This window comes from Sporichthyaceae bacterium, assembly GCA_036493475.1.
GTDB lineage: Bacteria > Actinomycetota > Actinomycetes > Sporichthyales > Sporichthyaceae > DASQPJ01.
This window is the reverse complement of the sequence record DASXPS010000062.1, coordinates 19,719-32,508: the sequence shown is the minus strand read 5'-3', so window position 1 is coordinate 32,508 and position 12,790 is coordinate 19,719. Positions and strand designations below refer to the sequence as shown.

10 protein-coding genes and 1 tRNA gene are annotated in these 12,790 nt (G+C 69.2%); 5 read left to right on the top strand and 6 right to left on the bottom strand.

Annotation, left to right across the window (positions count from 1 at the left end; translation table 11 throughout):
• On the top strand, window positions 1-1,252 hold a 1,252-nt coding region (locus VGJ14_07115), incomplete at its 5' end, for a penicillin-binding transpeptidase domain-containing protein (GenBank protein HEY2832178.1).
• A 183-nt stretch (window positions 1,253-1,435) separates the two neighbouring features.
• Window positions 1,436-2,365, top strand: a complete 930-nt coding sequence (locus tag VGJ14_07110; GenBank protein HEY2832177.1) for a metallophosphoesterase — start codon at window positions 1,436-1,438, stop codon at window positions 2,363-2,365.
• Window positions 2,366-2,432: 67 nt separating this feature from the next.
• On the opposite strand, the gene VGJ14_07105 is transcribed toward VGJ14_07110, so the two are convergent.
• Window positions 2,433-3,350, bottom strand: coding sequence for a hypothetical protein (locus VGJ14_07105; GenBank protein ID HEY2832176.1), 918 nt, complete (start codon window positions 3,348-3,350; stop codon window positions 2,433-2,435).
• A 101-nt stretch (window positions 3,351-3,451) separates the two neighbouring features.
• Here VGJ14_07105 and VGJ14_07100 point away from each other — a divergent pair.
• A tRNA-Pro gene (locus VGJ14_07100) sits at window positions 3,452-3,525 on the top strand.
• 461 nt (window positions 3,526-3,986) lie between these two features.
• Here the strand turns inward: VGJ14_07100 and VGJ14_07095 are convergent.
• Entirely contained in the window at window positions 3,987-4,247 is a 261-nt protein-coding gene (locus VGJ14_07095) for a hypothetical protein (GenBank protein HEY2832175.1), read from the bottom strand.
• A gap of 285 nt (window positions 4,248-4,532) precedes the next feature.
• Complete coding sequence (locus tag VGJ14_07090; GenBank protein HEY2832174.1) at window positions 4,533-6,143, bottom strand: NAD(P)/FAD-dependent oxidoreductase; 1,611 nt, start codon at window positions 6,141-6,143, stop codon at window positions 4,533-4,535.
• A gap of 72 nt (window positions 6,144-6,215) precedes the next feature.
• Here VGJ14_07090 and VGJ14_07085 point away from each other — a divergent pair, with 72 nt between their 5' ends.
• Both VGJ14_07085 and VGJ14_07080 read left to right on the top strand, forming a co-directional pair.
• Complete coding sequence (locus VGJ14_07085; protein HEY2832173.1) at window positions 6,216-6,863, top strand: helix-turn-helix domain-containing protein; 648 nt, start codon at window positions 6,216-6,218, stop codon at window positions 6,861-6,863.
• Window positions 6,864-7,005: 142 nt separating this feature from the next.
• Window positions 7,006-7,455: a hypothetical protein gene (locus VGJ14_07080; GenBank protein HEY2832172.1), complete on the top strand. Its 450-nt coding sequence runs from the start codon at window positions 7,006-7,008 to the stop codon at window positions 7,453-7,455.
• On the opposite strand, the gene VGJ14_07075 is transcribed toward VGJ14_07080, so the two are convergent.
• Genes VGJ14_07075 through VGJ14_07065 form a run of 3 tightly spaced genes read right to left on the bottom strand, consistent with a single transcriptional unit; the run spans window position 7,436 to window position 12,605 of the window.
• On the bottom strand, window positions 7,436-9,583 hold the full coding sequence (locus VGJ14_07075; GenBank protein ID HEY2832171.1) for an ABC transporter permease: 2,148 nt from the start codon (window positions 9,581-9,583) through the stop codon (window positions 7,436-7,438). The genes VGJ14_07080 and VGJ14_07075 overlap by 20 nt on opposite strands.
• The gene (locus tag VGJ14_07070; GenBank protein ID HEY2832170.1) at window positions 9,580-11,295 is read right to left on the bottom strand and encodes a hypothetical protein; all 1,716 of its coding nucleotides are present in this window, start codon (window positions 11,293-11,295) and stop codon (window positions 9,580-9,582) included. Before VGJ14_07070 ends, VGJ14_07075 begins: the two co-directional genes overlap by 4 nt.
• Window positions 11,295-12,605: a hypothetical protein gene (locus VGJ14_07065; protein ID HEY2832169.1), complete on the bottom strand. Its 1,311-nt coding sequence runs from the start codon at window positions 12,603-12,605 to the stop codon at window positions 11,295-11,297. The genes VGJ14_07070 and VGJ14_07065 overlap by 1 nt, the downstream gene beginning before the upstream one ends.
• Between the last annotated feature and the right edge of the window lie 185 nt (window positions 12,606-12,790).

The following is a 12,790-nucleotide window of genomic DNA, read 5'->3' as shown; positions in this document are numbered from 1 at the left end:
GCTGGCCTCGGTGGAGCCGGGCACCGGCAAGATCCGGGCGATGGCGGTCAGCCGGGAGTACGGCGGCGGCAAGGGCCAGACGGTGATCAACTACGCCACCGACTACAACTACGGCGGGTCCCGCGGCTTCCAGGACGGCTCCACGCACAAGGTGTTCACCACCGCGGCGGCGCTGGCCGAGGGCTACGGCTCGGAGTACAAGATCTACTCGCCGCTGACCATCGGCGGCTTCCACGCCGACCGCAACTGTGAGGGCAAGCGGGTGCCCGCCGACGGTTGGTCCCCGACGAACTTCACCGAAGAGGGCGACAACGGCCAGTTCGGCGTGATCACGATGCGCGAGGCGCTGCGCCGCTCGGTGAACACGTTCTACGCGCAGATGGAACAGAAGGTCGGGCTGTGCGACGTCGTCTCGATGGCGACCGCGGCCGGCATCCACCGCGCCGACGGCAAGCCGCAGCACGAGTTCCTGCCCTACACGCTGGGCATCAACGAGGTCTCGCCGCTGACCGTGGCCGACGCCTACGCGACGATGGCCGCGCGCGGCGTGCACTGCGACCCGATCGCCATCGACTCGATGATCGGCCGGGACGGCAAGCCGCTGCCGGTGCCCTCGGGCAACTGCAAGCAGGCCATCGACCCAAAGGTCGCCGACGCCACCGTGGACATCATGCGCTCGGTGATGGAGAAGGGCGGCTACGGCTACGCGATGGACCTGAACGACAACCGCGCGGCCGGCGGCAAGACCGGTACCACCAACAACAACATCGCGGTCTGGTACTCCGGCGTCACCCCGCAGCTGGCCACCTCGGTCTGGCTGGGCAACCCGGACGACTACAACTTCAAGATGGCCGACATCACCATCGGCGGAACGTTCTACCCGCGGGTGTTGGGCAGCAAGGTGCCCGGCCCGATCTGGAAGGAAATGATGGACGCCGCCCTGACGGGCGCGCCCAAGCTGCAGTTCCACCCCGCCGACCCGGCCGTGCTGCGTGGCACCCAGGGCCCGGGCGCCAGTGGCCCGGGCAAGATGACCTACAAGTACAACCCGTACGCCAAGCCGAAGATCGGGGACACCCCGACGGGCAAGGACAAGCCGGCGAAGAACTCGAAGAAGGGCGCCCAGTCCTCCTCGACGCCGTCGCAGTCGAACAAGCCCACGTCCACCCCGTCGGACAACCCCACGTCGACCCCGTCGGACGACCCGACCTCGACCTCGACCCCGGGGACCCCGCAGTCCGCGGTGCTCTGATCAGCTCGTTGCGTGCTCCCGCGGAGCGGATGTCATGCGCAACGGGGCCTTGTCAGTCGTGCAGACGCCTGACAAGGACCTTTAGCGCATGACATGCGCAACGGCGCCGGGCGCGGCGAGCTCCAAGCAAAGCCCTGTCCACAGGCAGGGGCCGTTGGGCGCAAAGAGTGCGACACTGAAGCGATGAGCGGGTCGGACGGCAATCCCCTGCTGGCCACAGTGGCCGGGCTCACCGCGCTGGGCGCGGGCGTGCTGGCCTATGGCGCGGGCTACGAGGTGCGGGCGTTCACGCTGCGCCGGGTGACCGTGCCGGTGCTGCCCCCGGGCCAGCGTCCGCTGCGCGTGCTGCAGGTCTCCGACCTGCACATGACGCCGAACCAGGCCAAGAAGCGCGCCTGGGTGCGGGCGTTGGATGCGCTGGAGCCGGACCTGGTGATCGATACCGGGGACAACCTCGCGCACCCCGAGTCGGTGCCGGACGTCATCGAGGCGCTGGGGCCACTGCTGGACCGGCCGGGCGTGTTCGTGTTCGGGTCCAACGACTACTGGTCGCCGATCGGCGTTAACCCCGCGCGTTACCTACGCCGCAAGGACTCCGAGCCGATTCCGCGGCCGCCGGACCTGCCCACCGCAGAACTGCACGACGCGCTGGCCGCGCGCGGCTGGGAGTACCTCGGCAACGCCCGGACCCGGCTGAAGCTGGACGGCCGGGTTGTCGACCTGATCGGGGTGGACGATCCGCACGTCAACCGCGACCGCTACGCCGCGGTCTCCGGTCCGGCGGACCGGGCCACCGATCTGTCGGTGGGCGTGGTGCATGCGCCGTACCGGCGGGTGTTGGACGCGATGGCCGCGGACGGGCACCAGCTGATCATCGCCGGGCACACCCACGGCGGGCAGCTGCGCCTGCCGTTCTACGGCGCGCTGGTGACCAACTCCGACCTGGATCGCAAACGGGCCCGCGGACTGTCCCGCCACCCCGACTGGCGGGTCCCCGGCGCAGCTTGGCTGCACGTCTCCGCAGGTCTGGGCACCTCTCCCTACGCTCCGGTGCGGATCTGCTGCCGGCCGGAGGCAACGCTGCTCACCCTGACGGCCGAGGACGACGTGTAACCGGTTTCAGTCCGGCCGGCCTCGCCCGCAGGCGCGCAGTTCGATAGCCCAAGCCCAAGTCGACTCCTCAGAACAGCCGCGGACAGTCGGCCGGCGGAGCCTGGGTGAAGTCGTTGGCCGTGATCGTGTTGCCGATCACCGGCACCGGAGTGTCGTGGGGCAGGCCGAAGTAGATGCTGGTGAGCAGCACGTGGTCCTTGCCGTCGTTGAGCGCCATGTGGCGGTGCGCCGGGTGATAGAAGCCCTGCCCCGAGCGGTAGGTATCGCTGGTGTCGCACTTACCGTCCCGGGCCATGACGTAGGTGAGCACGCCGCCCGACACGATGCTCACCTGCGGAAAGTGCGTGATCCAGCCGCTTCTGAACCCGGGGGAGAAGTCGAGGAAGCCGGCGTACATGTCCTTGCCGGCCGGGATGTCGAGGACGGCGCCCCTGCCGAACATGCCGGGAACCATCGTCGACACCTCGGGGTGGCTCACCGACACACCGGTCGGCGCGGCCGATGCCGCCCGGAAGCCGTTGCAGGCCGGAGCGGCGGCCGCCGGGCCCCCGATCAGCGGCTTCGGGGCGTTGGCGGCCTGGTTGATGAATACGCCGTAGAACTCGAGCGGATCGCTGCCGGAGTTCTCGATCAGATAGGTCCCGGCCGGCACGACCCCGGCCTGCCCGGCGGCATAGTCCTTGGTGCCGCACCCGTCAGCCTTGTGCACCGTCAACGTGCCCTTGGTCGCCGCGAGCACTGTGGTGCCGGACAGCCGCCGCCACCCGGTCTGTCCGCCGGACCCAAGTGAGTACACCCCGGACAGCAGGGCGGTCCCGAGCTTGATCGGAACCGAGGCGCCGTCGACGATCTGCACCCGGGCGAGGTCGGTGAACGCGACGCCACCGATCGGCGGCGTGGCCCGGGCGACGCCGGTGCTGAGGATGCTCATGGAGACAACCGTTGTGACCACGCCGACCTTCGCGACGATCGAGCGTCCGCGCATGGATGGGCCTCCTCATGAACCTCCCCTACGTATAACCGGTTTCGATCCGACCAACCTCCCCCGATACACTCGCCCGGCGGTCCATGGACCGTTGGCAGTATCGGGGTGTAGCGCAGCTTGGTAGCGCGCTTCGTTCGGGACGAAGAGGTCGTGGGTTCAAATCCCGCCACCCCGACACAGAGAGCCTGTCGTCGAGCGGGGCTCGACAACAGGCGAGCGCCCCAACCCAGGGGCACAGGTTGAGGCGCTCGGCGGCGAAACGGTCAGTCGCTGCTGCTGTGGTGGTGGTGCCGGTGGTGGCAGTGACGCCGACGACGCCATCCCCCCCATCCCCGGCGGCGGCGACGGCCATATCCGCCGTAGTAGTCGTCTCCGTCGCCCCAGTAGTCGAACCGCGCCATGTCCGCTCCCTTTTTCGGTCAGACCGGAAATTTCCGGAATGTGAATCACGATAGGGATCGGATCGTCGAGAACCAGGGTGCTGCGCGGTCTTTGCCAAACCATCCGAGATGTTAAACCGTCGGGGAATTTCGACGCCGGCGAAACGGGCGCGCATGTTGGCGTTTGTCATATTGGACGCGTGCGAAATTCTCGAGAACCGCCATGACTTTCGCCAATTCCGGACGCGCCGACGGTTCATATGCCGCGCAGGTATCGATCAAACCGCGCGGCTCCGCGGTGACTTCCCGCGGCCAGCGCCAGGTCGACCCCGTCCCGGCAGCGCACCCGGCCATCGTTGTCGAACGCATCACTCAGCGTGGGCCCCGGCAGAAGTTCCAGCACCAGCGCGCATTGCGCGTCGTGCATCTCGTAGGCCCGCACCAGGTGCGGATGGGTCAGGCTCGACAACAGCCGGCCCTCATCGGTCAGCGCCGTGTGCCACCTCGGTGCCCGCACTGGGCCGGGCGAATTTCACCGCGACCGGCGTCGCGCGGGCCTCACTCCAGGCCTGGTGGACTTCGTAACGGCTGCTTTGGGCCAGCACTCGCGGGCAGCGGTATCCCGGGCGAAAAACAAGGCGTCCGCATTCGAATTGACCGGCTCAAAAGGTGGACCGAGTGCATTCCTTCGGGAAATCGAACGAGGCCGGCGCCCTGTTCAGCCGCTGCCCACCGCGTCGAGCGTGCCGAGATCGTCGAACGCCCACCAGGGCGCCGAGCGTTCCAGGCGGGTGCCCATATGTCAGGCCCGCTTGGCCTTGCGCGGCTTGTCGAGATCGCCCAGCATCGTCTGCGCCGCGAGCTTGCCCGGCAGCGAGCACACGCCACCGGTCGGGTGCGTGCCGGCCCCGGACAGGTACAGCCCCGGCACCGGAGTGCGGTACGAACCGAACCCGGGTGCCGGACGCATCGGTCCGAACCGGGTGATCAGCGGGTCGACGTGGTAGACGTTTCCGGCCGGCGCGTTGAACCGCTTCTCCAGGTCCGGGCCGCAGAGCACGGCACGGCCGATCTCATGGGTGTCCAGGCCGACGTAGTACTGCGCGGCGTCCTTGAGCACCGACCGCCCGACCTCGTCGCGAACCTGTTCCCACGGGGTGACCGGGTTGACCGGCGGGATGCCGGACCACAGCCAGAACGTGTCGCCGCCCTCGGGGGCCTGGGTCGGGTCGACCCGGCTGGGGACGATCGAGCAGTGCACCGGCATCGGGTGGTACCACTCGCCCCGGACGGTGGCGTCCCATGCGGCGCTCTGTTCCTCGAGGGTGGCCCAGGCGACGAGGATGCCGGTGGGGTCGAGCTTGTCCTTACGCCACTTGCGATGCTTCTCCATGGTGATCTTGCCGCTGGTCGCGACGTTGATCTTCAGCGACGTCGCGTGCGTCTTGCGGATCGGGATGTCCTTGGCACGCGCCTCGAGCTTGTGGTCCAGCGTGCCCGCGGGCAGCAATTGGGTGAGCGTGATGATCGGGTTGCAGGTGGCCATCACGCCGTCGCGGGCCCGGATCTTCTCGCCGGACTCCAGCGTCACGCCGACGACCCGGTCACCCTCGAGGATCAGCTCGGCGACGGGCGCGTTCACCCGCACCTCGCCACCGTGGGCGAGTAAGCACTGGTGCAGTGCCTTGGGCAGGGCGCCGGTACCGCCGACCGGCATCGCGTTGGCGACGCGCTGCACGATGCCGAGGTAGATCATCGCCCACGCCGTCATGTCCAACTTCAACTGCGAGAAGGCCGCCATCGCCGACAGCGCCCCCTTGGGCAGCTCCGTGGAGAAGGTCTCGTCCAGGAACTCGAAATGGGACGCGCCCACGATGTGCTTCAGTCCCCACATCTTGCGCAGGTGCGGGACCGCCCTCGCCGTCTCCTTCAGCAACTCCTTGCTGAACGGGCGCGTGGGGTGCACCTTCATGTACTCGATGACCGGGCCCATCGCGTGGTACATCGCGTTCGAGATCTCCAGCCACGCGCGGGCGTCCTTCGGCGAGAAGTAGCGCAGCTCGTCGGCGGTCTTGCTCGCGTCCTTCCAGATCGCCAGCGAGCTGCCGTCGGGGGCGAGCTGGATGTGCGCCGGGTCGACCGGGATCTCGCGCAGGCCGTACTTGTGCAGCTCCAGCTCCTCGGCGACGCCGGAGAGTCGGAAGATGCCGGTCAGCTGGATCGCGCCTTCGTTGAACAGGTGCTGCGGGGCCTCCGGGAGAATCGCGTTGGTCGCGGTCATGCCGCCGACCTGCGATCCCGCCTCCAGGATCAGCACCTGCTTGTTTGCCTTGGCGAGGTAGCAACCGGCGGTCAGGCCGTTATGGCCGGCGCCGACGACGATGACGTCAGGGTTCGGGGTGAGGGTGACCATGGCCACACGATCTCACGTTTCTGATACGAGATTCAAGTTTGATTTGGATATCATTTATGCGAAACTGAGCGGGTGACAGAGGACTTCGGCGGCCTCGGGCGACGCGAGCGGCGCAAGCTGGAGGCGCGCGGACGGCTGGTCGCCGCAACGCGGCAGATGATCGCCGAGCAGGGACCGGCCGACCTCAAGATCGCGGAGATCGCGAAGGCGGCCGACGTCGCCTTCGGCACCTTCTACAACCACTTCGAGTCCAAGGACGCGATCGTGGAGGAGGTGCTGGCCGAGGTGCTCGCGGGCGCCGCGACGGCCATCGGTTCCTTCGCCCTGGAGTTCGACGATCCTGCGGAGACCGCGTCGTTCTCCTACCGCCGGTTCGTGCTGTTCGCCCGGGAGGAACCGGAGCTCGCCGCCGTCCTCACCAAGTTCTCCGGTGCCGACGAACTCTTCGCCGAGTCCGTCCTCCCCTACGCCCGCAAGACCTTGGAGCGCGGCCAGCAGACCGGTCGGTTCCAACTCGACGACGTCGACCTGACGCTGATCTCGGTCATCGCGATGGCCTTCGCCACCATGAAGGCGGTGCTGGCCGGCCGGGTGAGCAAGCAGGCCGATGTCATCGGGGCGGAGATGATGCTGCGTGGCTTCGGGCTCGACGCGGCGCAGGCGCGGGAAATTGCCCGGCGCCCACTACCCGCGCTCGACCTGCACAGCGACGGGGGGTAGCCGGTTCAGGTGGCGGCCGGGGATCACCGGTCCGTCTGGTGAACCTCCGACCATCCGCACGCGTCTACCTTGTGTGCACCTCAATCGCAGCGCGGCGTTGCTGGGTCGACCCCGCCTGACCGCTGTGGCGTGGCTGGTGCCGATGCTCGCCCTCGCCGCCTGCGCAAGTAGCCCCGGGGCCGAGCCAGAGCGGGCGGTCGTGACTGAATCGCCGACATTCTCCGGCGCGGACCTCTGCGCGAAGCTGCGCAGCAGTCCCACAATCGACAACGACACCGTGCTCACCGTGGCCGGCACGAAGCAGACCACAATGGCGGAGCTGAGGGCATGGGTGGCAAGCCGATACGGCCCGGCCGGCCCGCGGGACGACCTGTCTCGTTACCGGGATCTCGATGTGACAGCGTCGGACGACTCACCGGTCGAGGTCTGCGTATTCCGATCTGCGAAGGACTGGCCGATCCCGCATCCACCGGACGTCACGACGCGGTTCAACGGGCTGCGCGTCTTCGCCCAAGCTGCGGACCGGTTCGCGGTGGACGCATACGGCGAGGTGACCCGGATGGTTTCCGACCTCAGCGCTCTGCACCCATAAAACGCTTCCGCGGAAGCGTCCGCCGAGCAACCGGCGGGCCGGCCAGTGTCGCCTCCGGTGGCACGCCGGCGCGGAGCCGGTCGCCCACTGCGGCCAGGTCCACCTCGGCAGCGACCCCGGCCGGTGAGGCCATATCAATGTGGCGCAGCCGGGCCACCATCGCGTACCAGCGCAGGCGGGCCATATTAAGGATGCGCGCCAACCCGCCGGGCAGCACCAGCAGCACCAGCAGTACCCCGGCCCCGGTGACGATCAGCTGCGCGCTGCCGGACAGGTAGTACTCGGCGCAGCGCAGGAACACCGCACCGGCCAACGCACCGCTCAGCGAGGTCGCGCCGCCCAGCACCACCATGGAAAACGCCTCGAAGGCCATGTTCGGCGTGTAGGAACCGGCCCGCACCCCATTGAGGGTGATCACGTGCAGCGCGCCGGCCAAGCCGGCCAACGCCCCGGACACCGCGAACGCGGCCATCTTGGTCCGGATCGGGGACAGCCCCCTGGCCGCGGCAGCCCGCTCGTTGTCGCGGACCGCGATGATCGCCCGGCCGGGCCGGGCCCGGCGCACCCCGGTCACCAAACCCAGCGCGATGCCGAGCGTGGCCAGTGCGAACCAGTACAGGACCCGCTCGTCACCCAAACTCCACCGGTCGAACAGTTGCGGCCGATCCACCTGAGTAGGAATCAGATTCGGGAAATTGGACGGATTCAGCAGGAAGGTGGACAGCGGCACCGCGAAGGCCAGGGTGGTCACGCCGAGGAACAGTCCGCGGATGCGCAGTGCGGGCAGGCCGACGGCGAGCGCGGCCAGCGACCCGGCCGCGGCCCCGGCCACCATCGCCACCACCAGATCGGTGTGCTGCTTGGCCACCAGATCACCGGTGACCACGGCGCCCAGGCCGGCGATCGCGAACTGGCCGAGGCTGATCTGCCCGGCCCAGCCGGTCAGTACCACCAGGGAGACCGCGACCAGACCGTAGACGATCGTGACGGTGCCCAGCAGCGAGATCTGACTGGGGCTCATCACGTAGGGCAACATCACCAGACCGAAGCCAAGCCCCACGAACAGCAGGCGCCGCCCCCACACCACCTCGGGCAGCCGGGCGAGTACCGCGGGCGCCGGCGGGTTCTCCTCGGCGACCGTCCAGCCACCGGTGTTCGCGTCCTGCACCCGGGACAGCTCGTGTCGCTGGGCCAGCAGGGCCAGCAGAACGGCACCCAACAGGGCCACGTCCACATAACTGGCCCGGGAGGTGTTCCAGAACACCGTCTGCTGAAACACCCCGATGCCGATGCCGGCCAGCATCGCCACGGGCAGGCTCTCCATGCGGGCGATCACCGCCGCGGCCAGCGCGGGCAGCATCAGCGTCGGGCCTGCAGTGATGTCGGTGCCGGACCCGACCAACGGGGCGGAGAGCATCGCGGCCAGCGCGGACAACACCCCGGCCAACGCCCACACCACCGTGGACAACCGGCGCACCGGGATGCCGAGCAACATGGCGCGTTCCGCGTTCGACGCGGTTGCCCGCACCCCGGTACCCACCGCGCTGCGCTGCAGAAACACCGCAAGCGCGGCCAGCACGACCGGGACCACCACCAACACCATCACGTGCGCGCCGTTGAAGATCAGCCCACCGAAGTGGAACTGGGCGTGCAACGGGGTGCGGAACGCGGTCTGGAACCCGCCGAACCCGCTGTTGCCGCCCATCATTTTCGGCACCCCGAGGGCGGCACCGGACAGCACCTGGGCCAGGCCGATGGTGGCCACGGTGAGCACCAGACGCGGTGACCAGAACAACCGTTGCACGACAACCCGGTCACACAACGCACCGACCAGTGCCGCCACCACCAGCCCGGCGAGCAGCGCCAGGTAGTAATTCCAGCCCTTGGTCTGGAACAGCTGAATCGCGAAGACCGCGGCGGCCGAACCCAATGCGGCCTGGGCGAAGTTGACCACCCGCGAGCAGCGGTAGACCAGCACCAGGCCGAGCGCGGACAGGCCGGTCAGCGCGCCGAGCACGATGCCCTGCAGCACCACGCCGAGCGGCATGCCGGACGGCAGCACGGCGTTGAGCACCGCCCAGCCGACCGGCAACCCGATCAGCGCGATACCACCCCTGGCCGCGGTCACGATGATGCCGCCGGCGGGATCGGTGCGCCGGGGTCACCGGCCGGCCAGGTCGCGCCGCGGTAGCGCTTGCCACCGTTGAGCGCGACCCAGGCGCCGGGCCGGGAGTTGAACGCGCTGATCGCGCGCGGGTCGTAGTAGACCTCGCGGGCGTCGTCGGTGGAGGTGAAGTCGTTGGGCGAGAAACTCCACCGACCGTAGGCGCCGACGTGCGGCCCCCAGGAGAACATGCCCTGCTCGAAGCTCTGCGGGGTGAGGTTCGGCCCCGCTTCCTGCAGTCCGGTGAACAGCATCAGCAGCGTCTGGTACATCACGTCCACGATCGAGGCCGGCTCCTCGGCGCGCATCGACTTGTAGGCCTTGTAGGCCGGTGACGCCGGGCCCTGACCGAACACCAGATAGCTCTGCCCGTAGGCGTTCTGCCACTGGTCCTGGTCGTAGAACTGCCCCGCCACGTCGATGTCGGTGCCGATCGTGCCGGTGACGAACCACTCCGGCCAGAAGTCCTGCTGAGTGGCGGCACCGGTGAGGAAGTACGGCAAGATCGGATCGGTCACCAGCACCACGGTGGTGATCCCGGCCTGCTTGAGCTGGGCGGCGATGTTCGGCGCCTCCTGCTGCATCGCGGTGAAGTTCACCGCGTAGTGGATCTGCTTGGCGAAGCTGATCCCGGCCGCGCGCAGCTGTCCAGCCGCCTCGTCCACACACTTCTGGTAGACCGGGTCGTCCGGCACCAACAGAGCGAACTTGCGGGTCTGCCCGCGGGTGGCCGTGCTGCCCGCCCGGACGGCCGGCTGACCGGCCGGGAAACGCTTGGCCAGCAGGTCGACCGCCGAGTTCATCAGCGCGGTGCAGTCGATCAGTTGTCCCCATGCGTAGGGCGCCTTGGCCCGGTAATAACTGGCCGGCAGGTTCACCCCACCGATGGCGATGACCTTCTGCCGGACCAGGGCGTCCAGGTAGGGCTGCGAGGTCGCGGAGAGATCGGCAAAGGCGTGCAGTTCCTGCGCGGCCTTGAGCGCATCGGCGTTGGCCTGTTCCTGTCCGCCACCGGTGAACTCGGCCAGCTGGCTGCCACGGCCGGTGTACTTCACCACCTTCACCTGCCGGCCGTAGAGCTGGTAGGTCTTGTTGAAGTAGGCGACCAGGGCATCCAGCGTGCGCTGCTGTGCCGCCGGATCCTGCGCGATACCCGCGGACTTCGCCTTCTTCGCCAGCTCGCTGTTGTCGTCCTGTTTGGAGCTGGTGTCCTGCCCGCGCATGGTCACCGTGATGGTGTTCGCGGTGACGCCGGGTGCAGTGGCGCCGCCGTTGTCCCCGGTGAAGTCCAGGCAGGTCGGGGAGTAGGTCCCGATCGGGTCCTGCAGCCCACCGCCGGCGCAATCCCGCCCGGCGCGGACGCCGGGCAGCACACCCTGACCGGGCGACACCGCACGGTTGTGCGCCGGGTCCGGGGCCTGTGCCCGGGCCGCGGACGTGGAGCGCGGGGCCCCCGTCGTGCCGGCTGTCGCGACGGCGGCCGGCGCGCCGGCCAACGACCCGCCCGGTACCAGCGGTTGTTCGGCAACCCCGGCCGGGAACATGTCCGCCGCGGGCGCCGGCTTGATCTTGCTGGGCAGCGCGTTGGTGGCGATCAGGCCGACCGCCACGAGCACCGCGAGCGGCGCATAGTCACGCGCCACCCGCAGCCGTCGCGATGGTCGCCGGCGCGCCATCAGCGCCCACCACGCAACAGCGCACGCAATCGGTCCGCCCCGGCCTGCGCCAGCAGCGCCAGCGCGGCCAGCCCCAGCGCGACCAACGCGCCGTGCGCCGCCGAGCCGCCGCCCGGCACCCGATAGGCCGCGGGACGGGACGCGACACCACCCGCCTCGACGCCGAAAGGCACAACGGCAGCGGGGCCGGCGGAGATGAACCCGGCCAACGGCGGCGAGGCCGCGCTCGCGGCCGGCGCGGCCGGGATCTGCGGCAGCGCGGCAACGGTGGCGTCATCGGTCAGCAGCAACCGCGCGGAGCGAGCGGCGACCCCACCGATCTCCAGGCGACCGCCGCTCTGCCCACCGATGCCACCGAGCAGCGCGTTGATCACCAGCGAGGAGGCCTGCGCGTTGGGCATCGCGGCCAGCAGCTGAGCGATCACCGGCGCCAGCAGCGGGGTGGTCTTCGCGGTGGCCTGCTGTGTCTGTGTCGCGACGGCCCCGGGGTTGCGCACCTGCAACACCAGCGGCGCCACCACAGCGCCATTCGCGTCCCCGGTCTGCGTCGGGATCGACAACGCCAGGCCCAGCGGGGCCAGTGCGGCCCGGGCCGCCTCCAGGCTCGCGGCCAGTTGTGTCGGGGCGCTCACCGGCAGGGCCTGGCCGGCCACCGTAATGCCACCGATGCTGAAGCCGGCCACGCCGGGTGCCTTGGCGACCTGGGACGCCGTCCAGTGCAGGTCCTGCAGCACCACCACGCCACCGCCGAGGCTGATGCTCCCGATCGTGACGTCGGAAACCGAGCGGGTGGCGTCGGTGCGGGCCTCGCTGCGCCCACCGCTGACGGTGAGCACGCCGGGGATGTCCATCCCCGGCCCGGTGGCCACGCCATCGGCCTGACCGGTACTCGCCGCCGCGTGTTGGTGCGCCGCGGTGAAGCTCGGCGCGCCTGCCGCGCTCGATTGGCCCGGCACCGGGATCGGGTCACTATCCGCGCTCGGCGCGGTCCGGTTGTCCGCGGTGGCGGGCTCCGGCAGGGTGATCGGTGGGAGCGCGTCGAAATTGGGCACGCCGGAGCCGGCCAACTGGCCGATCAGGCCGAAGTCCGCGGTGGCCGCCGAGGACTGCGCGGAGTCGCCGGACACCTGCGCGGTGGACAGGCCGATGCTCGCGTTGACGCCGGGCACGCCGACGTAGGGCACCACTTTCGCCAGCACCGACTGGGCCTGACCCTGCGTCACCGTGCCGGCGTCGGCGGTGCTCTGACCGGCAGCCACCGCGAGCACGCCCAGGCAGGTGCCGGCCGACAGCAGGTGGCGTGCGCGCATGATCGTCCCTACGCCTCGGCTTGCCGGCTTTGTCCGTCCATGCAACGTCTTGTTCCTTCGCCATCTTGGCCCATTGGTGACAAATTGTCCCAACGCACGCAACTGCTTGACCTATGCTGGAGACCTACTCCCGGCCCTGCTGTCAATTCCGCCATTCGGCACATCAGCAAATTGGCAGATATGTC